This is a genomic window from Rhizobium oryziradicis (genome assembly GCF_001939045.1).
Lineage (GTDB): Bacteria > Pseudomonadota > Alphaproteobacteria > Rhizobiales > Rhizobiaceae > Allorhizobium > Allorhizobium oryziradicis.
Window position 1 is genome coordinate 384,410 of sequence record NZ_MKIM01000028.1, and the last position, 25,913, is coordinate 410,322.

The window sequence follows — 25,913 nt, forward strand, 5'->3', positions numbered from 1 at the left end:
AACTTGCCATCATATACTTGGCAAGAAGGTGAGGTGACCGGATGGATCTGCAGGCTGTTGTTGACGAAATCGTAGCTTCGATGTCCCCCCGTCTGGGCGAAGGCAAAGTGGCCGATTACATTCCTGAGCTGGCGCGGGTTGACCCGAAGCAGTTTGGCATTGCCATCACCACGGTCGATGGCCAGACCTTTATGGCGGGTGACGCCAGCACCGCCTTTTCCATTCAAAGTATTTCCAAGGTGTTCATGCTGACGCTGGCTCTGGGCAAAATGGGAGAAAGCGCCTGGAAGCGGGTCGGGCGCGAGCCGTCCGGCTCTTCGTTCAACTCCATTGTTCAGCTTGAGCATGAGCAAGGCATTCCGCGCAATCCCTTCATCAATGCCGGAGCCATTGTGGTGACGGATATGGTTTTGTCCGGTCATAAGCCACGCGAGGCGATTGGCGAGTTTTTGCGCTTCATGCGCTACTTAACTGATGATGACACGGTGATTATCGATTCCAAGGTTGCGAAATCAGAGCATTTAACCGGCTATCGCAATATTGCCCTTGCCAATTTCATGCGCGGTTTTGGCAATCTCGAACATGCGGTTGAGCTTGTTCTGGGGGTCTATTTTCACCAATGCGCTCTGGCGATGAACTGCGTGCAATTGTCGCGTGCTGGCCTTTATCTGGCCAATCGCGGCACCAATCCGCTCACGGGATTTTCTGTGGTGTCGCCTAAGCGGGCAAGACGCATCAATGCGCTGATGCTGACGTGCGGCCATTATGATGGCTCGGGCGATTTTGCCTATCATGTTGGTTTGCCCGGCAAAAGTGGTGTTGGCGGCGGCATTATGGCCATTGCACCCGGCAAGGCATCAATTGCCGTGTGGTCACCGGGCCTCAATAAGGTTGGCAATTCGGCATTGGGGTCTGAAGCGCTTGAAATGTTGGCAACCCGCACCGGCTGGTCTGTTTTCGGACATTAGCCAACACTCTTTTGTGCGCCAGTACAACGATTGATATGTCGCGGTGACCCTAAAAAAACCATATAGAACGCCGCGGAAGACGCAGATTACGCAGCGTCGAGAGGATGAATGAGAATGATGGGCATAGGAAAGCAGTTTGGCCAGCGGGCAGTGCTGCTGTTTATGGGTGCATTTGTTATTGCCTTGACGCTGCACGCCACATTGTCGCGGGTTAATCTTGATGGCTATGGCGACATGGCCGAAAATTACGCCTGGGGTGTTTTGTGGCAATGGGGTTATTTCAAGCATCCGCCCTTGTTTGGCTGGCTGGTCGCTGGCTGGTTTTCGATCTTCCCGAAATCCGATTTCTTTTATTATCTTTTTGCATCCATCAATGCGGGCGCAACCTTGCTGTTCGTTTGGCGTATCGCGGCACGGTTCGGCTCAAAAAACTATCAGATGTTCGTGGTGCTGGCGGCCGTTGTTGTGCCGGCGCTGTCGTTTCAGGCCATCAAATACAATGCCAACACCGCAATGACCCCGATTTGGGCGGCCATTTTCCTGTTTTACTTGCGGGGATTGGAAAAGCAAAGACTGCTTGATGCCGTGATTCTGGGGCTTTTGGCCACCGCAGCAATGCTGACCAAATATTATTCGGCTGTGCTGTTGGTGACATTGCTCATTCACGCCATCGCCGATGCTGAAGCGCGCAAAATCCTCATGTCAAAATTCGGCGCGGTCGCGGCTGTCGTTTCGATCCTTGCCTTTTTGCCGCATTTCATCTGGTTGGTGCACAATGACTTCATGCCGATTGTCTATGCCGATGAGCAGGGCGAGGGCGGTATCAAGACCTTCATTGTCGCGCTGTTTAAATTTCTCCTCGGCGTGGTCGGCTATATGCTGCCAGCATTGGGGCTGGCCGGATTAACCCGCAGGCCCGGCGATGGCTATCCCTTGTTCTGGTTCTCTTCGTTGACAGAGCTTCGGCAAACGGTCGAGGGCAGGGCCTTGCTGTATTTTGGCGGCTTGACAATCCCCGTCACCATCGTCTTTGCCGCTCTTGCGGGTGCGGATCTCTCGGTTGTCTGGGCCATACCGGTGTTTCTGTCGCTGGTGGTTTTGTTTGGCAAGCTTGTGCCGCCGCAGGCGTTGGAGCAGCGACTGTCCAGCGCGCTTCTGATGGCGCTTGCTTATCTTGTCATCATTGTGGCGATTGCGCCTTTGCTCAAAGGTCAGCTGACAGATCGCGGCGGTTATAGCAAAACCATGCCGCTGCAACAGATGAGTGCCGTTCTGGATGACTATTGGGATAAATATGCTGCGGGATCGGACAATTTCGTCATCGGCGGCGAACCTTTGCTGGCCAATTCCTACAATTTTTATTCGCGTTATAAAGCCATTACACTTGAAGGGAATTCCTTCGAGATTTCCAAAGGATATATTGATAGACAAGGCTTTGATCACCGGGGCTTTGTGTTGATTTGCCAGCAAGAGGACCGCAATTGCCTTGAGATGATCAATGGGCTACGTGGCAACCGTCGCGATGCTTTTGTGGTGGATTTTAAGCTGCCGGATTTCAAAGGTGTGAAAACCTGGCAGTTTCGCGCCATTCTGGCCTCCCCGCAAAAGCCATGACGGGGCCGGCTGAGCAAGAACAGATGTTGAAGGAAACGAATGTGTCACTCCTCTCGCTAGTCGTTCCATTTTTGAATGAACGCGATACCGTGCAGCAATTTGCGGCGTTTGGTGCCAAGCTGAAGGCGGAAGTCAAGCAACGCCACCAGCTTGATCTTGAGCTTGTGCTGGTGGATGACGGTAGCCGCGACGACAGCATCGAGCGCTACAGTGCCGCACTTGAGGGCGAGTGGAGGATTGTTGAGCTGTCGCGCAACTTCGGCAAGGAGATCGCGCTGTTTGCTGGCATTGAAGAAAGCCGCGGCGATTATGTCATGATGGTCGATGCCGATTTGCAGCATCCCTATGACGTCTGCCTGGAGATGATTGATGCGCTCATGGCTGATCCGCAACTGGATGTGGTGTATACCATCCGTGATGATCGGCGCGACGAATCGATGCGCAAAGCCGTGCTGGGCGAGATGTTCTATTGGCTGATCAATGCTCGGCAGCGGTTCAATATCCCGCCCAACGCCGGAGATTTTCGCATTATGCGGCGCTCGGCCGTCGATGCACTTCTCAAGGTGCGCGATAAACGCCGCTTCAACAAAGGGCTTTATGCCTGGCTGGGCTTCCGGCAAAAAGCCATACATTACACCCCTGATGAGCGCGTTGCCGGTGCGACCAAATGGTCCAAACTGGCGCTTTTGACGCTTTCGCTCGAAGGAATCACCTCGTTTACCGCCATTCCATTGCGCATCGCGTCGATTTTTGGCCTGTTGGTGGGCCTTGGCGGTATCATCTATGGTCTGCATATCATCGTGACCGCTTTGCTCTACGGTGCGGATGTGCCGGGTTATCCCAGCTTGATGTCTGCGATCACGGTGTTGGGCGGCTTCAATCTGGCATTGCTTGGCTTGCTGGGAGAATATATATGGGTTGCCGTTGGCGAAGTGAAGGATAGGCCTTTGTATCTCGTGCGACGCTTGCACCACTCAGATAAAAAAGAAAATAATGGTTGACGTGACTATGCAGGAAAAGCCCCTCCATCTCGTGGCAGATGATTATGGTTTATCGCCTGGTGTTGATAAAGCAATTCGGTCTCTGCTGTCTGAGGGTAAAATCTCCGGTACAAGTTGTATGACGTTGTTTCCAGAGTGGCCGGACGCTGCCGCTCTCTTGATGCCGGTGATTGAAAAAAGCGGCGCTGAAATTGGCCTGCACCTGACCTTGACCGATTTTATGCCCTTGAGCAGCGTGCGCGTGATGTGCTCGATGCGCAAGCGCATTGCCCAATGGATTTTGGGCAGTATCGACAAGGGCAAGCTTCATCGCGAGCTGGATGCGCAGCTGAATGCCTTTATCGATGTGGTTGGCCGTGTGCCAGATTACATCGACGGCCATCAGCACGTTCATTTTTTCCCAGTGGTGCGCGATTGGCTGATCGCCAGACGTGACTTGCTCATCAGCCCACGCGGCACAGGGCCGTGGCTGCGCGGCGCGCCCGACGCAGGTCTGGCCAGCAGTATTGCGCTGCGCGGCAAAATTTCCATTGTGGAGCGCATTGCCAGTGGCTTTACGTCAGAGATGGAGGCGGCTGGCTATCGTGTTCGCGGGCCATTGATGGGGTTTTATGATTGGCGCAAGCCCGAAACCTTTCCAGCGGCCCTGCAGCATTTTAAAGAAAATGCGCCAGAGGGTGCCATTGTCATGTGTCATCCCGGCCATGGTGATGCGCTTTTGGCGGCCCGTGACAGCCTTGTTGATGCCCGCGAGGTTGAGTTTGCCGAATTGATGCGGCAGTAACAGCCGGTACCGAACTGAAACAAGGCCCTATTGATCATGACCCTCGCGCTTCCAAACGCAGACACTGAGATTGCCGAGGACGCTGCAGAGGCTGGTGCGTCCAGCCACCCCTTGTTTGATCATGCGCCGCGCTCCGTGTCGTTCAACAAGCTGCGCAAGCGGCTGTTGCGTCAGGTGCGGCAGGCAATGGACGATTTTGACATGCTGAAGGGCCAGAAGCGCTGGCTCATTGGTCTTTCCGGCGGCAAGGACAGCTACGGTCTGCTCGCATTGCTGTTGGATCTGAAATGGCGTGGCTTGCTGCCAGTCGAGCTTTTGGCCTGCAATCTGGATCAGGGCCAGCCGAATTTTCCAAAGCATATTCTGCCGGAATATCTCACCTCAATTGGGGTTCCTCACCGGATCGAGTATCGCGACACCTATTCGGTGGTGAAGGAAAAAGTGCCGCAGGGCGGCACCTATTGCGCGCTCTGTTCCCGTCTGCGGCGGGGCAATCTCTATCGCATAGCCCGTGAAGAAGGCTGCGACGCTTTGGTGCTCGGGCATCACCGGGAAGATATTCTGGAGACATTCTTCATGAATTTCTTCCATGGCGGACGCCTGGCAACCATGCCCGCTAAATTGTTGAATGATGAAGGCGATCTTTTTGTTATGCGGCCCTTGGCCTATGCGGCAGAAGATGATTTGGCCAAATTTGCCACAGCCATGCAATTTCCCATTATTCCCTGCGATCTCTGTGGCTCGCAAGATGGCTTGCAGCGCAATGCCATGAAAGAGATGTTGGCAGGCATTGAGGCAAAAATGCCGGGCCGAAAAGACACAATGTTGCGTGCTCTCTCTCATGTGAACGCCTCGCATTTGCTGGACCCCAAGCTTTTTGATTTTTCTGCTTTGGCTGTCACACAGTCTTCATAGGTTCGAGTCAGGCAGGCATCGAGACGTTCCATAAGCAAGAAAGATTCTCTGTGTTTCATGACCATGATATCGACGCCGTCCTTGAGATTGTTAAAGAGGCTGCCCGTTTAGACATTTTGCCCCGGTTTCGCAGCCCTGATCTGGGCGATGTCCTGGAGAAGAAATCTTCCATCGATTTGGTCACCGATGCTGATCTGCTGTCGGAGCGGCGCATGACCGAGGCGTTTCGCGCCCGTTGGCCCCATGCGCTGGTGGTGGGCGAAGAGGCCTGCGAAACCAATCCGGCATTGATGGATGCGTTGAAGGACGCAGACCTTGCCTTTGTCATTGATCCTGTTGACGGCACCTTTAATTTTCAGGCGGGCCTGCCCACCTTTGGTACCAATCTGGCCGTGGTTGTGCGCGGTGAGACGGTGGCCGGGATGATTCACGAAGCGGTGTTGGGCGACACGTTGATTGCCGCCAAGGGTGCTGGTGCGCAAATGCTGCGCGCGAATGGTCATCGATCATCCATCGCGGTTGCCAGCCCTGTGCCGGTGTCATCCACTGTCGGTACAATTTCGATCAATGACATTGGCTATGAACAGCGGCGGCGCATTGCCGGAAACCTTGCCAAGACTCAGATGGCTTTCGCCTATAATTGTTCAGCCTATGAATATTGGATGGCGGCCACCGGCAAGGTTCATTTTATCGGCCATCATAAATTGATGCCGTGGGATCATCTGGCGGGAGTGTTGATTCACATCGAGGCCGGTGGTTTTACCGCGCGTTTCGACGGAACGCCGTATCTTCCGGGCCACACCACGGGTGGGATTTTGTCGGCACCCGATCGGGATAGCTGGCAGGAGATTCTACAAGAGATTGTTCTGGCGTGATTAAGTCGCCTTAATTCATTGAAAGGGAAAACCATGGCCAATGTTGATATCGCAGCCCTTGCCAATCTGTTGCAAGAAGCGGCTGTGACTGAAATTTTGCCGCGCTTTCGCAATTTGGGCGAGGGCGACGTGCGTGTCAAAACGGAAGCCATCGATCTTGTCACGGAAGCGGATGAAGCCGCAGAGCGGTTGATCAAGGCTCGTATCGAAGAGTTGATGCCGGAGGCCGTGTTTATTGGCGAGGAAGCGGTGGCCAGTGATCCGGCTTTGCTGGGCAAGCTTGCCGATGCAGAGCTTGCCGTTGTGGTGGACCCGATTGACGGCACGTTCAATTTTGCCGCAGGCCTGCCGCTGTTTGGCGTCATGCTCAGCGTGGTGCACAAGGGTGAGACCATTGCCGGTTTGATTTACGATCCCATGGGCAATGATTGGGCGATTACCGAAAAAGGCAGCGGTTCGTGGCTGTGCAAGCCCGATGGCAACCAGGAAAAGATGGAGATGGTGCCAGCACCTGCGTTATCGCAAATGGTGGGAATTGCCAACACCGGATTTTTCGATCTGGAAACCCGGCGCAAGCTGCTGGTCAATCTCGCGGAAGTCCGCATTTTCACCAGCTATCGCTGTGCCGCGCATGAATATCGCGCCCTGTGTCAGGGGCACTTGCATTTTGCGATGTATAACAAGTTGATGCCTTGGGATCATCTGGCAGGCACGCTGATGGCGCAGGAATCGGGGGGATATGCAGCTCGCTTTGATGGCTCACCCTATCTACCTCATCACACAACGGGTGGTTTGCTGATTGCCCCGGATGAAGAAACATGGCTTGAGCTGAAACAGAAGATTTTTACGGTATAAAGTCTGTCGATAAAATTTGCCGTATAGTGTCAAACTATACGGCAAATGACATGATAAATAACAGGATTTGTAAGCGCACCGTCATGCGGTTCTTAATCTTGGATCTGCATTTGTCGCATCTTTAAATTTTTTCAATCGTGAGTCGTAATTCTTTTTGACATACAGGGCATATTCATAGGTATTTCTGGGTGCCCAAACACCGACGAACATCCGTAAATTGGCGAAATCTGCCAATTTGGCACTAAGAGGATATCCAGTGCCGATGTCGATGAGATATTTGACTGTCCATGCGCAGTTTTTGCGGCATGAATTGTATCTGGGGCCATTTTTAATGATATTCTGCCATTCACGACGCATGGCTTGTTCATCAAGACCGGAAATCGTGACCGTTCCTGTTGGCTGTCCTTCGAACTTGATATCGTCTTCAAAGTGGCGAGGAACCATTGGGTCTGTGATCCACGTTATCGGATTTGTGATTTTTGTATCACTCGCTCCCGGCCACCAACTGACATATGTATCAATTCCTGAAGAAGGCCCGCCGCCGATACGCAAAGCCGCGTGACCAAAATTAGGCAAATTCACTTTCCAGTAATAAACCGTAATCATCAATTTGTTCCTTAACCGGACAATCTCAGATTATGGCATCATAAAAATTTGTTAATTTTTTGACTGATCGTATATCTGCTCTTATGCAGCAGATGAGAAGTGTTAAAGCGCCGTGTGCGGTAAAGTATGCCGCAATGTCCTGTTCACGGCGGCATACTTTCGAGTGTGTCAGGGAACAGTGGAACCCGCTTTTCCCGAATAGACAATCAACAATAAGGCAATCGAGGTCGAAACCTAAATTTTCGGATTGTGCGGCTGAAAAAGCTTGCCTTTTTCAGCGATTAACACAAACACGAGGCCGACGACGCCAAGAATGAAATATCCAAACACCAAGGGGCGCGCGCTGCCATCAAAAGCTTGGCCAATGACCGCCCCAAGCAGGGAGCCGCCGACGGTGGAAATGAAGCCCAGAATTGACGATGCGGTGCCCGCCACATGGCCCAGAGGCTCAATCGCGAGGGTTTGGAAATTGCCGCCGATCCAGCCGAATTGGAACATGGAGATCGAGAAGAACATCATGAACACCAGAAACGGCAAAGGCTGAGGCCCATAGAACTCTGCCATCAGCCAAAGGGTATTGATGGCGATGAAACCAAACAGCGAACCGTGAGACAGCTTGCGCATACCGATGCGGCCCACGAGTTTGGAATTCACAAACGATGAGAGCGCCATGAAAATGGCAACTGCGGCGAAGGCCACGGGAAACCATTCGCCGAGATTGTATATGCCTTGATAGATCTGTTGGGCCGAATTGATAAAGCCAAACAGCGCGCCAAAAACAAACGTGCTGGAAAGCGTGTAAAACAGTGCAACGCGATTGGTCAGAACAATCTTGAAACCCTGCAGAATAATCGTCGGCGTGAAGTCGCGGCGATTTGCAGGGTCCAGCGTTTCCGGCAGGCGCTTATAGGCCCAGATACTGGTCAAGGTGGCACCGACGGCGATCATCAAAAAGATCAGATGCCAATTTCCAAACAGCATGATCAACTGGCCCGTTCCGGGTGCAACCACTGGAATGATCATGAACACCATCATGATCAGCGACATGACTTCTGCCATCTGACGCCCGCCGTAGATGTCACGCACGATGGAGATTGTAATGACGCGCGTTCCCGCAGAACCTGCACCCTGAATGAACCGCAGGATCAAAAGCCCAGCAAAGCTCGGAACAACGATAATCGCCAGCGCTGCCAGAATATAGATGACAAGACCAATCAGCATCGGGGTTCGCCGACCAAACCGGTCAGACAGAGGCCCATAGATCAACTGCGCACAGCCAAAACCAATGAGGTAAGAGGTAACAACATATTGCCGGTGATTTTCATTGGCGACATTCAATGCCGTGCCAATTTGTTGCAATGCTGGCAGCATAATGTCGATTGCCAGTGCATTCATCGCCATCAATGCTGCGCAAAGAAAAACAAATTCGAACTTGCTCATCCCCTTGAGGGCGGCAGGCGAAGAACGGTTTAGGTCCGTCATGAAATATGTCCTAGAATCAGCCTAAAGGCGTCGCAGGGTGCGACGCCTTTATCAGAAAGTGATGATTCACAATAACGACACCAGCCTGGATTAACAACAGGCTTTAGGCACTGTCAGGTTTAAATTGCTGCAGACACACGCTCAACATTTGTGTTGAGGTCTCCCATTTCGCAAAAAAAACGGCTTTGCCGTTTCCCTGACAAACGTCAGACGGTATTTTAAGCGGCACCGCGGACAGTAATGCCTTTTTCCTGCAAGTGGGCCTGAAGCTCACCCGCCTGGAACATTTCGCGCACGATGTCGCAGCCGCCGATAAACTCGCCCTTCACATAGAGCTGTGGAATTGTCGGCCAGTTGGAATAGGCCTTGATACCTTCGCGGATTTCCTGGTCAGACAGGACATTGATGCCTTTGTAGTCAATGCCCAGATAATCGAGCATTTGCACCACTTGTCCGGAAAAACCACACTGCGGAAACTGAGGGGTTCCCTTCATAAAAAGCACAACGTCGTTGCTTTTCACTTCATTGTCGATGAATTCATTCACACCGCTCATGGATTTTATCCTTTCACATGCGGGTCAAGGCCGCAGTTTGATATCTACTATATAAGCACCGAGTGCCAAACTTGCAAAACCGAATGGCCGATTTTTATATCAACCGTTGTTTCGGGTTCTGCGCCGTGCCTGTCGTGCAGATTTGCTGCGATGGACAGGCTTGGCGATTTCGGTGGGCTTATCCGTCTGCACAGCGCTGGCGCGATGCAGACGTTTTTCCTTGTATTGCCGTCTATCGGCCATCTCGCCCTTGATAGAGCCGAGAAGCGATTTGATGAATGAAGAGATTGGATTGCTCATGGCTTTTTGCGATTCTATCTCAAGCGTCAGGAATGGATGTTTGCAAGGCAAGCGCATGCAGCACACCGCCCATGTTGCCCTTCAGGGCATCATAGACCATCTGATGCTGTTGCACGCGGGTTTTCCCACGAAAGGCCTCCGCCACAACTTCGGCCGCATAATGATCGCCGTCGCCCGCCAGATCGCGGATGACAACCTTGGCACCGGGAATGCCAGCTTTGATCATGTCTTCAATATCACCGGGTTTCATCGCCATGGTTTTGCTCCCAATTTTCGTTATTCTGCGGCCGCAAGGCTCGGTGCGTTGCCATCCATAAATTCAGGGAACCATGATTCATAGGCTGTGCGCAATTCATCGTTTGCGATTGTGCACACTTCGCGAATGGCAAGCGCATCGCCACCGACCTTGCCAAGGCGGCGGAATGGAATGCCAGACCCTTCCGCATTGGCGCACAGGAAATTGGCCAATTCGGCAGGCACCGTCATCACATAGCGGGCCTGATCTTCGCCAAACAGCAAGGCGTGGTTCAAACCACGGCTTTCAGAGAGGTCAATTTCCATGCCCTTGCCAGATGCAATCACCATTTCACTCAATGCGATGGCAAGGCCACCGGAGGAAATGTCGTGGCAGGCGGTCACCTGACCGTTGCGAATGGCGGAGCGCACGAAATCTCCGTTGCGACGCTCAGCATGCAGATCCACTTCTGGCGCCGGACCATCGGTGCGGCCGAGCAGATCGCGAAGGTAGATCGAGCTGCCGAGATGCGAGCCGTCCACACCAATCATCACAATATGGTCGCCTTCATTGGCGGTGCCAATCTTGGCCATACGGTTCCAATCCGGCAGAAGACCAACGCCGGCAATGGTGGGGGTTGGCAAAATGGCAACACCATTGGTTTCATTGTAGAGTGACACATTGCCCGACACAATCGGGAAGTCCAGCGCGCGGCAGGCTTCGCCGATACCCTTGATGGCTTCTACCAATTGACCCATGATTTCAGGCTTTTCTGGATTGCCAAAATTCAGGTTGTCAGTCGATGCCAAAGGCTCGGCACCCGTTGCAGTGATATTGCGCCAGCACTCGGCAACGGCTTGCTTGCCGCCTTCAAACGGATCAGCTTCAACATAGCGCGGTGTCACGTCCGAGGAGAAGGCCAGCGCCTTGGTGGGGTGGTTTTCAACTCTGACCACGCCCGCGTCGCCGCCGGGCAGTTGCAACGAGTTGCCCTGAATCAGTGTGTCATATTGCTCATAGACCCAGCGGCGGCTGGATTGATTGGCCGAGCCCACAATTGACAAAATAGCGTCGCGATAATCGCTTGGCTCTTCCACCAGATTGGCAGGCAGCGCACCGCGCTTGTCCGATTCGCGCCATGGGCGGTCATATTCCGGGGCCTGATCGCCAAGGTCCTTGATGGGCAGGTTTGCCACTTCTTCGCCCTGATGCAGAATGCGAAAGCGCAGGTCATCGGTGGTTTTGCCAACAATCGCAAAGTCCAGACCCCACTTGACGAAAATGGCTTTGGCAACCTCTTCCTTCGAAGGCTCCAGCACCATCAACATGCGCTCCTGGCTTTCAGAAAGCATCATTTCATAGGCTGTCATGTTTTCTTCGCGCACCGGCACGGTGTCGAGATCAAGCTCGATACCGAGATCGCCCTTGGCACCCATTTCAACCGCCGAACAGGTGAGGCCAGCAGCACCCATATCCTGAATGGCGATAACGGCACCGGTCTTCATCAGTTCAAGGCAGGCTTCCAGCAGGCATTTTTCGGTGAAGGGGTCGCCAACCTGCACGGTTGGGCGCTTTTCTTCGATTGATTCGTCAAATTCGGCCGATGCCATCGTGGCACCGCCTACGCCATCGCGGCCCGTTTTTGCACCGAGATACACAACAGGAAGGCCAACGCCCTTCGCTTCCGAGAGGAAGATCGCATCGGATTTGGCAAGGCCGGCTGCAAAGGCGTTGACGAGAATATTGCCGTTATAGCGCTCGTCAAATTCCACTTCGCCGCCTACCGTCGGCACGCCAAAGGCGTTGCCATAACCGCCGACACCGGCAACAACGCCAGAGACCAGATGGCGGGTCTTGGCATGGTCTGGTGCACCAAAGCGCAGCGCATTCATGGCAGCAATCGGCCGCGCACCCATGGTGAACACGTCGCGTAAGATGCCGCCAACACCGGTGGCAGCCCCTTGGTAAGGCTCAATATAAGAAGGGTGATTGTGGCTTTCCATTTTGAAAACCACGCAATCGCCATCATCAATGTCAACCACGCCCGCGTTTTCACCGGGGCCTTGAATAACCCGCGCTCCGGTGGTGGGCAGGGTGCGCAACCAGCGCTTCGATGATTTGTAAGAGCAGTGCTCGTTCCACATGGCGGAAAAGATGCCGAGTTCTGTGAAAGTCGGCTCCCGTCCGATCAGTTGCAGGATCCGGTCATATTCCTCTGGCTTCAGGCCATGGGAGGCGACCAGTTCCGGGGTGATCTGGATTGCATTCGGGATCGTCATGGTTCTCTCTTCATCCGGCAGTGGAGTTTTGCGCACCTTTTATAACAGGCAATCCAATCGCGCGACTGGAAAATGTGGCATGGGCGTGGAAAATGTAGCCTTTCCAAGGTTTGCAGCGAAATTGCTGTTTCTTTGCCACATTGAGATGTTGTGCTAGGTCTGCTAAACGCGATTTAGGTCCAATGGCGCAATCTGTTTGGGGATTGTGGATTTCTTTTCACCTTTTCGCCGAACCTTGCGTTAAACTCAGGCGATGAATGAGTTGGTTCTATTGATCCAATATAGCAAAGACATAAAACAGGTGGCCCTGTGATCGACCCTTATTCCATGCTCGGACTTGAGCGCGACGCCGATGAGACGGCCATCAAGGCGGCTTACCGTAAGAAGGTCAAGAGCGCGCACCCCGATACAGGCGGAGATCCGGATGAGTTTGGCCGGATCACGACGTCTTATGATCTGCTGAAAGATCCCGTGCGCCGCAAGGTCTATGATGACACTGGCTATGACCCACAATTGGCCGATGTGGCTGATCTGAAGGGCTTGGTGGTTCTCGAATCCCTGATCAACGATATGATTCTGGATGAGCGCGAACCCGGCAGCTTTGATCCCGTGGCGGCGCTGCGTCGCAAACTGACCGATGACGTGTTGAAATCACGTTTCAACATTCTGGAGTTGGAGCGGCATCGCGGTCGGATTCGCCAGCATGTCGATCGCCTGGGCCGGCGTCCGGAAAAAGACGTGCTGGGGTCCATGCTGCGTGCCCGCACGCAGTCCATCTCAGAGGCCATCAAAGCCGCAGAAGCGCAAATTGATGCCATAGAGCGCGCCTATTCGATGCTGGAAGGCTACTCTTATGAGTTGATGCCGTTGGAGCGTCCTGAGGACAATGATGTGTCTGAGGAGGAGGATAGCGCGGAGGACGACGCGTTTTCGGAAGCGACAATAGGGCCGCCGAAGGCCGCAGAATAACTCTCCCACCATTTGTCATTGCCGGTTTTCGAAAATGAAAACCTAAAATCTGCCTTGATGCATGACTGTCCTTGCGGGCGGTCATGCATTTTTTTGTGCCGATTGAGTAAAGCGTAGCCATTGCCTCTGCTGTGCGACAATGGGACGAATGAGATTCGTTGTTATTTTTTGTGTGTTAATGATGGAAATGTGTTTCATTTTGGTTCAAATTGATAAAAATCATTAACTCAGGTTTAATGTGTAATTGAAAAAAACACGTCCTGCGATCTACTCTTTTTGGAGGTATTTTAGAGGGTATGTCCGCACGAGTTGTTGTTGGCTTGGTTCTAAATTTCAAACCAATGTATTGATATGTAATAATATTATTCCGAGTGCGCTCGCGTGAAAACGACGTCCGCGTGCATCAGAGGTTGGTGCTTTTGGATACGGGTGATGCAATTTGGAAGTGAACAGACTGTTGCTTGCTTTCACGTCTTCTCGTAACGTTTCTGCAATGCAGCGTTTGTTTTTCAAAAGTTCGGGAACAAAAGCGTGATTGCGTCATTTTATAGCTGGTTTTTTGAGCAAGTGTCCCGTCGCGCATTTGGACTCGTGGTTCATTCTGTTGTGCTTGGACACGTTATTAAACACATGCGAGTCATGAGGATTCGTAATTTTTCTTTTGGGCGAGGGGTCGCAAAATCGAACTTAAAAGGGATCTTGGTTCATGACTCGTTTCGATATTAGGGGCCTGTTCCGGAGCAGCCATGAAACGTTTGGCGATCGTCTCAATGTAGGACGTGACCTTGCTGGTCTGGAGTTTTCGGATTTGGCTGTGGCGGCCAATGTTTCCGAGCGCACGTTGCGTGCGTGGGAGGCCGGCAAAGGCAATATTGACGGCCAAAGCCTGGAGAAAGTGGCGGCACTTCTGGATGTCTCGCCAACATGGTTGTTGACGGGTGAGGGTGTCGGGCCGCAGGCGCAGAATGAAAACTCTGATATGATAAATTTCATGCGCTGGGAGTTGGAGCGCCTGACAAGACTGCATCAGGAAACGGCAGAAATGATCGATATGCTGCACCGCCAGATTGGTGATCTGGAGCAGAACGCAAGTTTTTAAAGTGATTGCCCCGCCTGATGGCGGGGTACCGGTCAATCCGCGACGGTAGGGCCGAACACAGTTTCAAAGGCTTCTTTCAGCAAAACGTCGACGTCTGCCATGGTCACAGGCAATCCCAGATCGACCAGACTGGTCACACCATAAGCGGAAATGCCACATGGCACGATGCCGCCATAATGGGAGAGGTCTGGTTCCACATTCAGCGACAATCCATGGAAGCTGACCCAGCGGCGCAAACGAATGCCAAGCGCCGCAATTTTATCTTCAGCCATGCTGCCATCGGGCAGGGCGGGCTTTTCCGGGCGGCGCACCCAGACGCCCACGCGGTCTTCACGCCGTTCCCCACGAACGTTCATCATGTCCAGTGTGCGAATAACCACATCTTCAAGAGCGGCCACAAAGGCGCGCACGTCCTGCCGGCGGCGCTTCAGGTCCAGCATCACATAGGCAATGCGCTGGCCGGGGCCGTGATAGGTGTATTCGCCACCGCGGCCGGTGGCAAACACGGGAAACCGCTGCGCATCGATCAGGTCTTTTGAGTCCGCACTTGTTCCTGCCGTGTAGAGCGGAGGATGTTCCACCAGCCAGATAAGTTCATCTGCTTCGCCATTGGCAATCGCCGCAACCTCGCGCTCCATAGTCGCAATCGCGTCTTCATAGGGCACGGGTCGATCACTGATACGCCAGCGCACGGCGGGACAGCCGGGTTTTGCAAACATATCAGTATCAAGATCGGTACGGAGCATGGATTTCAGTCCTGATTTTTATGCAGTCGATATAAGGTGCTACATCGCCGCGTGCCAGAGATGGCGCACGGCGCTGTAGCATATAATTTCTGAAATCGAAATTGATCTTAAGTTTTGTCGGATGCGAGGTAGTCGTGCACCACTTCACCCAGACCCAAAGTCAGATCGGCAAGGATGTGCACGGCTGACAGAACCTCCCGGACGGGCAGATCCGACACAGGTGCGAGAGCGTGATTGAAGAGTTCCAAGCCAGCGGGCCCCTCCCAGGCACCCTTCACGGTGATATCGGTCATGTAATAGCGCACCAGCTCGCAAATACGCGGTGAGCAATCGACATGGGGAATAATTTTCAAAAGAAAATTGGCACCACCCAGACTTTGCTTCACGGGTTCGAGATCAAGTGCACGATACTTAAATCCCATTGAGCCAGTGGCGATGCGGATAGAGCCAACATCCAGTGTGCCGATGATCGCATTTTTCTCCACGCGCAAGCTCGGCTCCGCCAGCTTTTTGGGAAAGCCCCAGATCTCGCGGCCACCAGCGATTGGCGCGTCATCATTGAGATACATGGCGTGGACATATCCACCCTTCTGACCGTTCAGGGAGACGGGAATGACCTGCCCGGACTCGGTGTAATCGCCAAAGCCGGTGGAATCTGGCATGCGTATAAATTCAAATTTGACAACCGGCTCTTCGATTTCCAACGGTTCCGGCACAACAGCGCGAAGCGCGTCCATATCCGTCCGATAGGTTACAATCATATATTCCCGATCGATGAACCGATAAGGCCCTTTGGGATAGGACGGGGAGGTTAAAGGCATGGAAAACGCGTTTTTGCAAACATCTTCAGGTGTCATGTGTCTGAACGCTTTCTTTTGAAGGAAGGTGACGCGCTGCTACCAATGCATTCGGATTATCACATAAATATTGCGCAGCGCGCGTTGGCGTCTTTTTTTAAAGAGCTGGTGCCAAGCTTTAAAGTGGATTCGCGGACACGTCAAAATATCCCTCGTGAATCATCAAATTTCCATGTTTTGGAATAAATTTAAAATCTTATATATTTCAATTGTTTGTGTGGTAATTGACGGTGAAATCACTGGATTTCACAAAAATGTTGCATGCTACTCTTGTGCACCTGAAAGGCATTTGCTAGATGCAGCTCGTCGCCGCAAAACGGTGGACACTACCACGATGCGGTCGTGGCGGAATTGGTAGACGCGCAGCGTTGAGGTCGCTGTGGGGCAACCCGTGGAAGTTCGAGTCTTCTCGACCGCACCAAAAAAACCCGGCTTTCAAGCCGGGTTTTTTGTTGAATGCGTGACTGCATAATTCCCTAAATCGGAATCGATTAAGGTGAAAATTATTGAGCAGATGAAAAGTTTTACAGCGGGCTTTGTGCGTTTTATCAAATGCAGGGCGCTATAAAAGCGCGTCAATCATCGTCTGGCTCGTGGCTGTCGACACCAATGGTCTCGATTTCGTTGATCACGTGATGGACGTGGGGCACACTGAGAGCCAGCCGTGCTGCCATGCGTCGCTCGCCCGCGGTGTCAACCATTCCGGTCAGTGTTGCGGTGTGGCCATCGACGAAAATTTCGACATTGCTCAGCGAGACGTCAGATGCCGCCTCAAAGCGTTCCGAGATCTTGCTCTCGATGTCGTCACTTTCTTCTCGCCCGATGGTTTCTGGCAGCAGCCGATCCTTCAAGCTCTCTTCTTCACCAGCGCCGTCAACGCCAACAATGCGATAGCCGTCATTGTGGTCACGATCGAAATTGCCAGGGGTGGAGCCGTAAGGACGATTTTCGGAGGCGGGCGAACCGGCACCTGGTGTATCGGAATAAGGCCAGCCGTCGCGAATGTTGCGTGATTCAAGGTCGCGAAGGTCGTCTTCGCTCGGAGCTGCGTTTTCATGTCTCGGATAGGTCATTTCGTGCTCTCCCTGATGATCTGGCCGTGCTTGATGGCCTGACGATGATCTTGAGGAGAGAACGTTTGAACTGCGGTTTTGTTCAATTGGCGCGAAAACCCATTGTCCGATAAAACGGCGCGAAGCCTTTCGTGATCAGGCGCGGCTTGCTTTCTGCCACTTTTTGAGTAAGCGCTCGCGCTTCAGACGAGAAAGGCGGTGGATCCAAAATTTTCCGTCGAGCTGGTCGATCTCGTGTTGCATGCAGATGGCGGCGAAATCCCGCAGCTCTTCTTCTACAATGCTACCATTCAGTGTTTGGTATCGTATGACCGCCGCTCTGGGCCGCGTGACTGTTTCCGTCATGCCGGGCATGCAGACGCTGCCTTCCACGTGCTCCATGGTCTCATCAGAGAGCGACAGTATTTCCGGGTTCACATAGGTCTTGCGGCCACCCAGTTCGGGTAAGTCGAGCACCACCAATCGAATGAATTCGCCAACATGCGCGGCCGTGATGCCCACGCCCGGTGCGTCGCGCATGGCATGATAAAGCTGGTCGGAAAATAGACTGAGCGCATCATCAAAACACTGCACAGGCTGGCACGGCTGTTCCAGACGTTGATCCGGGTATCGCAGGATTTTCAACGCCATGGTGGTTATTGATCAACACCGCCAGCGATGCGCAAGCGGCGCTCATCGGGAACGATGACATGTCGATTGTTTTCAATGACAATGACATTCTCTTTGCGGAGTTTGGTCATTTGCCGGCTGACAGTTTCGATGGTCAAACCCAGAAAATCGGCAATATCGGCGCGCGACAGAGGCAGATCAAACGTCTTTTTAAATGCCTGAGTTGGATCAATATGGGTGGCGATCAGATAAAGGAAACTTGCCACCTTCTCCTGCGCTGTCTTGCGGCCCAGGGTCAGCATCCACTCTCTCGCTTCATCCAGCTCTTTCAGAGCTTGCTGGTGCAATTTGTGTTCAAGATCCGGCGCTTCACCCACCAGCCGGTCAAAACTGGCGCGCGGGAACGCGCAAACTTCGACATTTGTGGCGGCCTCCGCTGTGAGACTGCTTTCCTTGAGGAAAGGGCGCCCCATGAAATCGGGAGCAAATTGCAGGCCAACAATCTGTTGGCGGCCATCTGCCATCATTTTCGAGAGCTTGACCACGCCATGGAGAATATTGCTGTAGCCTGCGGTTTGTTCGCCCTGGCCAATCACTTCACTTCCGGCCTCGAAATGGCGTTTTGTTGATGTGCGGTTGAGCTCGATCAATTGCGCGTGGGAAAGTGCGGCGCATACTCCGCCGTGTCGTGCTTCGCATGCGCTACACACTGACGGGGGCGCATCGGGCACACCCGTGTTGTTGTTTCTGCTTTGCGTATCCATTGTTCGCCCCACGCTTAACGTATGAACGGCTGCACCATCCATGGTCGATATCGAGCCTTCGCTACGACCCGCTTTACATCGATATCTCTACTTAAACGAGACTATCAAGAAATTGATCGAAGTCAAAGCGCTGTTATTGCCGATCCTCTAATTCATGAGGCCAAGATGCATTTTTACAAGGCCGAGCCTGATGACTGTGAAAGACCTGCTGGATAAATATTCTGCCGCCGTTCCTCGTTACACGAGCTATCCCACTGCGCCACATTTTCACAGTGGCGTAGACTGCGGCAAATATTCGCAATGGCTTTCCAGTCTTGCGTCCGGGCAGTCCATTTCTCTTTATATTCACATTCCCTACTGTGATCGTCTTTGCTGGTTTTGCGCCTGCCATACACGGCATACTCTGAAATATGGGCCAATAAAAACCTATCTCGAAGCACTTTTTATCGAAATCGAGCAGGTTGGTGCTCTTGTGAGCAATGATTCCAAAGTCGTAGAAGTTCATCTTGGTGGCGGCTCACCCACCATGCTGCGGCCAGAAGACATGATCGGCCTGATGGACCATTTGCGCACGCATTTCAGCTTTGCTGAGGCGGTGGAGGTCAGCGTTGAGATGGATCCCAATGATCTTGATGAAGGTCGTTTTGATGCCCTTGCAGCCATCGGTCTGACGCGCGCCAGCCTTGGTGTTCAGGATTTCGATCCTGTCGTGCAAAAGACCATTAATCGTATTCAGACATTTGAGCAGACAAAATCAGTGGTTGAGGCGGTGAGGGCCAGAGGCGTCACCTCCGTCAATTGTGATATTTTATACGGATTGCCGCACCAGACAGTTGGCACCTTGCAAAGCACTGTGCGCGATATTCTGTCTCTGGCCCCGGATCGGATCGCGCTCTTTGGCTATGCCCATGTGCCATGGATGAAGAAGCACCAGACCATGATTGCTGAGGATGCGTTGCCGGGTGTCGGGCAGCGCTTTGAGCAAATGTCGCGCGCAGCATCCATGCTGGTCGATGCTGGTTATCAGGCGATTGGCATTGATCATTTTGCCCTGCGCGATGATTCGATGGCAACGGCTGCGCGGGAGGGGCGCTTGCGGCGTAATTTTCAAGGCTATACCACGGATGCAGCCGATGCACTGATCGGTCTCGGCGCGTCCTCCATCAGCCAGTTGCCGCAGGGCTATGTGCAAAACATGGCCGCCACAGGGGAATATCAGCGCATGGTCAAGGATGGCGGTCTGGCCGCCGTGCGCGGCATTGCGCTCTCGACAGATGATCGCGCCCGCGCTGCCGTGATTGAGCAAATCATGTGTGACTTCGGCTTTTCATTTGCCGAATTGCGCAAGGCTTTTCCGCAGGATGCCGAGCTGATCATCACGGAGGCTAAGGTTTTTGCAGGCAGTGATCGCGATGGCTTATGCACCATCGAGCAGGACTATTTTGCCTTGAGCAAGGTTGGGAGAACCTTTGCCCGCAGCGTGGCGGCGGTGTTTGATTGCTACCTTTCAAATGGCAAAGCACGGCATTCCATTGCAGTTTGAAGCGCGATGATCGAAATTTTGCGGCAAAGGGGCCAAACAGGCCATTGGCTTTTGTCTGAGTTTTGCCTATGTGAGACGCTGAATTTGAATTTGTGAAGGAAAAATGGCGTGACCGCTACATTCGATAAAGTTGCCGACATCATTGCTGAAACCAGCGAGATCGACCGGGAAACCATTACGCCTGAAAGCCACACCATCGATGATCTTGGCATCGACAGCCTCGATTTCCTCGACATCGTGTTTGCGATCGACAAGGAATTCGGCATCAAGATCCCGCTGGAAAAGTGGACTCAGGAAGTCAACGAAGGCAAGGTAACCACGGAAGAATATTTCGTGCTCAAGAACCTCTGTGCCAAGATTGATGAGCTGAAAGCCGCCAAGGCTTGATGATCAAAACATCAGGCGACGCTTGATGCAGGCGACGCTTGAGGTTTTTGCGAAAGGCAAAGGGTATCTGATGCTTTTGGAATATTTCCAGATGGTCGATAAGGTTGAATCCGTCGATCTCAGTGGTCCAACGTTGAAGGCGCAATCGGTTGTGCCGGAAAAAAGCCCCGTTTTTGAAGGGCATTTTCCTGGAATGCCGCTTGTGCCCGGCGTGTTGCTGATCGAGACGATGGCCCAGGCCTCGGGGCTTCTGGTTCTCGCTGTCACGGATTTTGCGTCCATGCCATTCTTGATGTCGGTGGACGGTGCAAAAATGCGCAGCTTTGTCGAGCCGAATGCCGTGTTGGATATCGAAGCCTATCTGGAGCACGAAGGCTCTGGTTTTGCTGTCACCAAGGCGAAAATAACCTGCGAAGGCAAGAAAGTGGCTGATTGCCAGCTTAAATTACGCACCATGTCCTTTTCCGAGATCCCACTCGGCGACATCGTGCGCAAGCGGGCCGAAGATATCGGCCTGATGGCTGCAATCTCTGCTGCGCGTTAAGTGAGATTCTGAGGAATTCGTCAATAAGGCCGCCGCTTTTGCGTGCGGCCTTATTGCGTAAATCTGTCTGTCGGAGTACGGCAGGTCTATAGCCCTGACCCTGGGGTTTTCGCTTGGGTCAGATATTCGGCTGTAAGAGTTTGTTCGGGAAGAGTGGCTACCAGTTTTCTCCAGAGATAAACGCAAGTAAGAAAATTGAGAGGCTGTGCCGGTTGGCATGAACACGACAGACTCCCTATGTACGGTGCTGCTGGTTTCAAGGCACGGTGTTGCTGAAGAGGTATGATATGCAAAAGACACCCAAGGATGTGGTCATTACCGGCATCGGTATTGTCAGTTGCTTTGGTACGGGTAAAGAACCGCATATTGCGCTTCTGTCTGGCAAAGATGCGCCTGTTCCACCCATTGAGTCGGAAAAGTTCAAGCCATACCCCATTCATCCCATGCCCGAGATTGACTGGTCCTTGCAGATTGCCAAGCGCGGTGATCAGCGCCAGATGGAAAACTGGCAGCGGCTTGGGGTTTATTCTGCCGGTCTCGCTTTGGATGATGCCGGGCTGAAAGATAACGTGGAAGCCTGCGCCACCATGGACATGATTGTGGCGGCGGGCGGTGGCGAGCGTGACATTGCTGTCGATACGCTGATCGTCAACGAAGGGCTGAAGCGCAACGATCGCGAGCAGCTTGTGAACGAGAAGCTGACCACAGAATTGCGGCCAACACTGTTTTTGGCCCAGCTCTCGAATCTGATGGCGGGCAATATCTCGATTGTTCACAAGGTCACAGGCTCGTCGCGCACATTTATGGGCGAAGAAGCGGCTGGCCTGTCCGCCATTGAAACCGCATTTCACCGCATTCGCGCCGGGCAATCGACGCACTCGCTGGTGGGCGGCGCATTTGTTGCCGGTCGTGATGACATTTTTCTGCTGGTCGAGGGCATTCAGGCCCACGCCACTGGCGAATGGAAACCGCTGTGGCAGCGTGAGCAGGCGGACGGCGGCGGCATGATTCTTGGCACCGTTGGCGCATTCCTGGTGCTGGAATCGCGTGAACATGCGGCAGCCCGCGGCGCGCACATCTATGCAACGATTGACGCCATTGAGAGCGACCGGGGCCGCCGCGACGAAGGCGGTCTGGAAAAACGCCTGAACCGTATTGCTGAAGCCGTTGGCAAGGATGTTGCCTCTGGTGCTTTGGTGCTCTCCGGTGCAAGCGGCATGCATGATATCTCAGTGCGGGAAAAGGTTGTGCTGGATGCTGCATTCCCCGGCGCTGTGGTGCGCGGTTTTGGCGGCGTTACAGGGCATGGGCTGGAAGCACAGTTTCCGGTCGGTCTGGCGCTGGCAGCTTTGGCGCTGGATTCCAAAACCACGGTTCCGGCTTTTGATGAAAAGGCCGAAGCTGTCATGAGCAAGCCTGCCAGCGAGGCGATTGTCACAACGGTTGGCTATGTGCGCGGCGAAGGCATGGCGCATCTGTCGGCTGAAGCCTGAGGAGTTGAGACATATGACGAATTCTCGTTTCAAGGATCATTTGGGCCGCCCCATTGTTGCCGTCACCGGCATGGGCGTCATCACCTCGCTGGGGCAGGGGCTTGCTGACAATTGGGCCAAGCTCACCGGCGGCATCTCCGGTATTCACGCCATCACCCGTTTCCCCACGGAAGGCCTGAACACCCGCATCAGCGGCACGGTGGATTTTATTGACGTGCCAGCCAATAACGCTGTTGAGCGCTCCTATGCGATGGCGCGCGAAACAACGCTGGAGGCCTTGGCTCAAGCCGGTATTTCCGGCGAGTTTAACGGTCCGCTTTTCCTCGCCGCCCCGCCGGTTGAGCCTGAGTGGGAAGACCGTTTCATTTTGGCGGAGCGCGCACCCAAGGGCGATTATGCCCATGCGTATCAACAGGTTTTGGCCGCAGTGCGGGCAGAAGCTGACCCTGTGTTTTTGGAAGCTGTGCAGTTTGGCTCGATTTCCGAGCGTCTGGCGGATCGTTTCGGCACCCGTGGCCTGCCAGTGACGCTCTCGACGGCCTGTGCATCGGGCGCAACTGCAATCCAGCTTGGTGTGGAAGCCATTCGCCAGGGCCGCACCGATCGTGCCTTGACCGTTGCCACGGATGGATCTGTGGGCGCAGAAGCGCTAATCCGGTTTGCGCTTCTGTCGGCACTCTCCACTCAGAATGATCCGCCAGAAAAGGCCTCCAAGCCATTCAGCAAGGACCGCGACGGTTTTGTGATTGCCGAAGGCTCGGCAACACTGGTGCTGGAATCGCTGGAAGCGGCTGTTGCGCGCGGCGCAAAGGTGCTTGGCATCATGAAGGGTTGCGGCGAAAAGGCCGATCATTTCCATCGCACCCGCTCTTCACCGGATGGTGGACCAGCTATTGCGACGATCCGGGCCGCTCTTGATGATGCAGGGCTTTCGGCAGAAGAGATCGGCTATATCAACGCCCATGGCACTTCGACGCCTGAAAACGACAAGATGGAATATGGTGCCATGCTCTCGGTGTTTGGTGAGCGCCTGAGCGATCAGATTCTGGTGTCCTCCAACAAATCGATGATTGGCCACACATTGACGGCGGCTGGTGCCGTTGAAGCGGTCTTTTCCATTCAGACCATGTTGACCGGCACTGTGCCGCCAACCATCAACTATACCAACCCGGACCCAAGCATCGTTATGGATGTGGTGCCCAATGTGAAGCGCGATGCGCAAGTCACCGCTGTTTTGTCAAACAGCTTTGGCTTCGGTGGGCAGAATGCCAGCCTGATCATGACGATGGAGTCTGCATAATTGCAGGTTCCCACCCGGAATTAAAAGAATAAGGCCTTCGGGCAAGAAGGATTGAGACCTATGCGCGCATTGCAACTGATCGACGATCGTAAGCTGGAAATCACCGACCTGCCGGAGCCAGACGCTCCCGGCCCGGGTGAAGTGACGCTGCGCGTCAAAGCGGTCGCACTGAACCATATCGATGTCTGGGGCTGGCGCGGCATGGCTTTTGCCAAGCGCAAAATGCCCTTGGTGATTGGCGCTGAAGCATCGGGCGTGGTCGAAGCCATTGGTCCGGGCGTTGGCAATATTCTTCCTGGCCAGTTGGCCGCCGTCTATGGCGCGCGCACCTGCGGGCTGTGCAAGCCTTGCCGCGAAGGTCGTGACAATCTGTGCGAACACGTTGGCGGCGTGCACGGCTTCCATCTTGATGGCTTTGCCCAGGAAAAGATCAATATTCCGGCCCGTTTGCTGGTGCCTGCCCCTCCCGGTGTGGATGCGGTGGCGGCAGCCCTTGCTCCCGTAACCTTTGGCACCGTTGAGCATATGTTGTTTGATAATGCCAAGCTGGAGCCCGGCGAGACCATTTTGGTGCACGCCGGTGGCTCGGGCATTGGTACGGCGGCGATTCAGTTGGCCAAGAAAATCGGCTGCACGGTTATCACCACCGTTGGCTCGGATGACAAGATTGAGCGCGCCAAAGCGCTCGGTGCTGACCACGTTATCAATTATCGCACAGACCGCTTTGAAGGCGTTGTGCGCAAGCTGACCAAGAAAAAAGGCGTTGACGTTGTGTTCGAGCACGTTGGCAAAGACACCTGGGCAGGCTCCATGCTGTGCATGAAGCGCGGCGGGCGGCTTGTGACTTGCGGCTCCACCTCTGGTGTTTCGACCGACATGAACCTGATGATGCTGTTTCAGCAGCAGTTGAAGCTGCTCGGCTCCTTTGGCTGCCGCATGGAAAACATGGCCAATGCCATGCAGAAAATGGCGCGTGGCATTGTGCATCCGGTGATCGATACGGAAGTGACCTTTGAAGATATCGATGTTGCGTTGACGCGCATGGAAAGCCGACAGATTTTCGGCAAGATCATTCTGAAAATGGATTGATGCCGTGAAACGGCTGTTGCGACGCATTCTAACGCCGCTGGTTTTGCGCTTTCGTGCGTTTCCGCAATGGTTGGTGGCCAAGCTGCTGCTGATCTTGCTGCTGACGCTAAAAGTGTTTCCAGCGGATGCAGCCCTGAATTTTGCTGATCGTGTGGTGCGCTTTGTCGGGCCTAAGCTGGCCCGGCATCAACTGATGTTGACCAACCTGCGCAACGCCTATCCGGAAAAAACTGCGGCCGAGATCGAGAAAATTGCCTCAGATGCCTGGGGCCATATGGGCCGTCAGACGGCGGAATATGTGTTTCTGGATAAGCTGTTTGATTTTGATCCGGCAAAGCCGGGCGAGGGGCGAATCGATGTATCTGGCATTCCAATCTTTATGGAATTGCTCAATGCGCGCCGCCCTTTCATTGTTTTCACAGCTCATACCGGCAATTTTGAAATGTTGCCCGTGGCCGGTGCGGCCTATGGTCTGGACGTGACGGTGCTGTTTCGTCCGCCCAACAATCCATATATCGCCGATATGGTGTTTGGCTTTCGAAAAGCCCGTATGGGAAATCTGGTGCCATCGCATGCCGGCTCGGCCTTTCATCTTGCCAGCCAGCTGGAAGGTGGCAATGGCGTTGGTGTCTTGGTGGATCAAAAGTTTTCGCGTGGAAAGCCCACCACCTTTTTCAATCAGGATGTGCGCACCAATCCGCTGTTGGCCAAGCTGGTTCGCCAGTTTGATTGCGATGTCTTTCCTGCCCGCTGCATTCGCTTGCCCGGAAATCGTTATCGGCTGGAAATCGAGCCCAGAATTGCGCTGCCCTTTGATGACAAAGGCAACCTTGATGTGCAGGCCACGGCGCAAATGCTGAATGACAAGGTAGAGAGCTGGGTGCGGGAGTATCCCGAGCAATGGCTTTGGTATCACGACCGCTGGAACATCAAAAACACCCTTCAGGCCTCTTGAAACCAGCGGGCGGCAAT

27 protein-coding genes and 1 tRNA gene are annotated in these 25,913 nt (G+C 53.6%); 17 read left to right on the top strand and 11 right to left on the bottom strand.

Features of this window, described 5'->3' with window-relative positions:
• The first annotated feature begins 41 nt into the window (after positions 1-41).
• From BJF95_RS17325 to BJF95_RS17355, 7 genes are all read left to right on the top strand, one after another.
• On the top strand, positions 42-968 hold the full coding sequence (locus tag BJF95_RS17325) for a glutaminase (RefSeq protein ID WP_075640685.1): 927 nt from the start codon (positions 42-44) through the stop codon (positions 966-968).
• Positions 969-1,082: 114 nt separating this feature from the next.
• On the top strand, positions 1,083-2,582 hold the full coding sequence (locus BJF95_RS17330) for a glycosyltransferase family 39 protein (RefSeq protein ID WP_175577285.1): 1,500 nt from the start codon (positions 1,083-1,085) through the stop codon (positions 2,580-2,582).
• Positions 2,583-2,605: 23 nt separating this feature from the next.
• The gene (locus BJF95_RS17335; RefSeq protein ID WP_075641114.1) at positions 2,606-3,583 is read left to right on the top strand and encodes a glycosyltransferase family 2 protein; all 978 of its coding nucleotides are present in this window, start codon (positions 2,606-2,608) and stop codon (positions 3,581-3,583) included.
• The gene (locus BJF95_RS17340) at positions 3,576-4,367 is read left to right on the top strand and encodes a ChbG/HpnK family deacetylase (RefSeq protein ID WP_075640687.1); all 792 of its coding nucleotides are present in this window, start codon (positions 3,576-3,578) and stop codon (positions 4,365-4,367) included. The genes BJF95_RS17335 and BJF95_RS17340 overlap by 8 nt, the downstream gene beginning before the upstream one ends.
• A gap of 36 nt (positions 4,368-4,403) precedes the next feature.
• Entirely contained in the window at positions 4,404-5,282 is an 879-nt protein-coding gene (ttcA, locus tag BJF95_RS17345) for a tRNA 2-thiocytidine(32) synthetase TtcA (RefSeq protein WP_075640688.1), read from the top strand.
• Between the two features lie 50 nt (positions 5,283-5,332).
• Positions 5,333-6,157 carry an inositol monophosphatase family protein gene (locus BJF95_RS17350; RefSeq protein WP_075640689.1) on the top strand — a complete coding sequence of 275 codons (825 nt, stop codon included), beginning with the start codon at positions 5,333-5,335 and terminating at the stop codon, positions 6,155-6,157.
• A gap of 33 nt (positions 6,158-6,190) precedes the next feature.
• Positions 6,191-7,012, top strand: coding sequence for an inositol monophosphatase family protein (locus tag BJF95_RS17355; RefSeq protein WP_075640690.1), 822 nt, complete (start codon positions 6,191-6,193; stop codon positions 7,010-7,012).
• A gap of 81 nt (positions 7,013-7,093) precedes the next feature.
• Here BJF95_RS17355 and BJF95_RS17360 read toward each other — a convergent pair whose 3' ends face one another.
• The 6 genes from BJF95_RS17360 to purL form a co-directional block, all read right to left on the bottom strand.
• On the bottom strand, positions 7,094-7,618 hold the full coding sequence (locus BJF95_RS17360; RefSeq protein WP_075640691.1) for a hypothetical protein: 525 nt from the start codon (positions 7,616-7,618) through the stop codon (positions 7,094-7,096).
• Positions 7,619-7,852: 234 nt separating this feature from the next.
• Positions 7,853-9,058, bottom strand: coding sequence for a multidrug effflux MFS transporter (locus BJF95_RS17365; protein WP_075640692.1), 1,206 nt, complete (start codon positions 9,056-9,058; stop codon positions 7,853-7,855).
• A 260-nt stretch (positions 9,059-9,318) separates the two neighbouring features.
• Positions 9,319-9,654, bottom strand: coding sequence for a Grx4 family monothiol glutaredoxin (gene grxD / locus BJF95_RS17370; protein WP_075640693.1), 336 nt, complete (start codon positions 9,652-9,654; stop codon positions 9,319-9,321).
• Positions 9,655-9,753: 99 nt separating this feature from the next.
• Positions 9,754-9,954 (bottom strand): hypothetical protein, encoded by a 201-nt coding sequence (locus tag BJF95_RS17375; protein ID WP_075640694.1) that lies wholly within the window; start codon positions 9,952-9,954, stop codon positions 9,754-9,756.
• 19 nt (positions 9,955-9,973) lie between these two features.
• Positions 9,974-10,210, bottom strand: a complete 237-nt coding sequence (locus tag BJF95_RS17380; protein ID WP_075640695.1) for a BolA/IbaG family iron-sulfur metabolism protein — start codon at positions 10,208-10,210, stop codon at positions 9,974-9,976.
• 20 nt (positions 10,211-10,230) lie between these two features.
• Positions 10,231-12,468, bottom strand: coding sequence for a phosphoribosylformylglycinamidine synthase subunit PurL (gene purL / locus BJF95_RS17385; RefSeq protein ID WP_075640696.1), 2,238 nt, complete (start codon positions 12,466-12,468; stop codon positions 10,231-10,233).
• Positions 12,469-12,795: 327 nt separating this feature from the next.
• Here purL and BJF95_RS17390 point away from each other — a divergent pair, with 327 nt between their 5' ends.
• Both BJF95_RS17390 and BJF95_RS17395 read left to right on the top strand, forming a co-directional pair.
• On the top strand, positions 12,796-13,437 hold the full coding sequence (locus tag BJF95_RS17390; protein ID WP_075641115.1) for a J domain-containing protein: 642 nt from the start codon (positions 12,796-12,798) through the stop codon (positions 13,435-13,437).
• A 706-nt stretch (positions 13,438-14,143) separates the two neighbouring features.
• Positions 14,144-14,536, top strand: coding sequence for a helix-turn-helix domain-containing protein (locus BJF95_RS17395; RefSeq protein ID WP_075640697.1), 393 nt, complete (start codon positions 14,144-14,146; stop codon positions 14,534-14,536).
• A gap of 32 nt (positions 14,537-14,568) precedes the next feature.
• On the opposite strand, the gene lipB is transcribed toward BJF95_RS17395, so the two are convergent.
• A complete protein-coding gene (gene lipB / locus BJF95_RS17400; RefSeq protein WP_075640698.1) occupies positions 14,569-15,282 on the bottom strand; it encodes a lipoyl(octanoyl) transferase LipB in 714 nt (237 codons plus the stop codon).
• Between the two features lie 107 nt (positions 15,283-15,389).
• Complete coding sequence (locus BJF95_RS17405; RefSeq protein WP_075640699.1) at positions 15,390-16,139, bottom strand: acetoacetate decarboxylase; 750 nt, start codon at positions 16,137-16,139, stop codon at positions 15,390-15,392.
• A 336-nt stretch (positions 16,140-16,475) separates the two neighbouring features.
• Here BJF95_RS17405 and BJF95_RS17415 point away from each other — a divergent pair.
• Positions 16,476-16,560: transfer RNA gene (locus BJF95_RS17415), tRNA-Leu, on the top strand.
• Between the two features lie 154 nt (positions 16,561-16,714).
• Here the strand turns inward: BJF95_RS17415 and BJF95_RS17420 are convergent.
• The 3 genes from BJF95_RS17420 to BJF95_RS17430 all read right to left on the bottom strand — a co-directional run bounded on the left by BJF95_RS17420 (position 16,715) and on the right by BJF95_RS17430 (position 18,585).
• Positions 16,715-17,212, bottom strand: a complete 498-nt coding sequence (locus BJF95_RS17420) for a BON domain-containing protein (protein ID WP_075640701.1) — start codon at positions 17,210-17,212, stop codon at positions 16,715-16,717.
• Positions 17,213-17,347: 135 nt separating this feature from the next.
• A complete protein-coding gene (locus BJF95_RS17425; RefSeq protein WP_075640702.1) occupies positions 17,348-17,842 on the bottom strand; it encodes a peptide deformylase in 495 nt (164 codons plus the stop codon).
• Between the two features lie 5 nt (positions 17,843-17,847).
• The gene (locus BJF95_RS17430; protein ID WP_075640703.1) at positions 17,848-18,585 is read right to left on the bottom strand and encodes a Crp/Fnr family transcriptional regulator; all 738 of its coding nucleotides are present in this window, start codon (positions 18,583-18,585) and stop codon (positions 17,848-17,850) included.
• Positions 18,586-18,775: 190 nt separating this feature from the next.
• On the opposite strand from BJF95_RS17430, the gene hemN reads away from it, so the two are divergent.
• From hemN to BJF95_RS17465, 7 genes are all read left to right on the top strand, one after another.
• Positions 18,776-20,128: an oxygen-independent coproporphyrinogen III oxidase gene (gene hemN, locus BJF95_RS17435; protein WP_075640704.1), complete on the top strand. Its 1,353-nt coding sequence runs from the start codon at positions 18,776-18,778 to the stop codon at positions 20,126-20,128.
• 108 nt (positions 20,129-20,236) lie between these two features.
• Positions 20,237-20,515, top strand: a complete 279-nt coding sequence (locus tag BJF95_RS17440) for an acyl carrier protein (RefSeq protein WP_075640705.1) — start codon at positions 20,237-20,239, stop codon at positions 20,513-20,515.
• A gap of 70 nt (positions 20,516-20,585) precedes the next feature.
• Entirely contained in the window at positions 20,586-21,059 is a 474-nt protein-coding gene (locus tag BJF95_RS17445) for a 3-hydroxyacyl-ACP dehydratase FabZ family protein (protein WP_075641116.1), read from the top strand.
• Positions 21,060-21,346: 287 nt separating this feature from the next.
• Positions 21,347-22,552 (top strand): beta-ketoacyl-ACP synthase, encoded by a 1,206-nt coding sequence (locus tag BJF95_RS17450; RefSeq protein WP_075640706.1) that lies wholly within the window; start codon positions 21,347-21,349, stop codon positions 22,550-22,552.
• A gap of 13 nt (positions 22,553-22,565) precedes the next feature.
• Positions 22,566-23,852, top strand: coding sequence for a beta-ketoacyl-ACP synthase (locus tag BJF95_RS17455; protein ID WP_075640707.1), 1,287 nt, complete (start codon positions 22,566-22,568; stop codon positions 23,850-23,852).
• Between the two features lie 60 nt (positions 23,853-23,912).
• Entirely contained in the window at positions 23,913-24,941 is a 1,029-nt protein-coding gene (locus tag BJF95_RS17460) for a zinc-binding dehydrogenase (RefSeq protein WP_075640708.1), read from the top strand.
• 13 nt (positions 24,942-24,954) lie between these two features.
• Positions 24,955-25,896, top strand: a complete 942-nt coding sequence (locus tag BJF95_RS17465) for a lipid A biosynthesis lauroyl acyltransferase (RefSeq protein ID WP_245297377.1) — start codon at positions 24,955-24,957, stop codon at positions 25,894-25,896.
• Positions 25,897-25,913 lie beyond the last annotated feature (17 nt).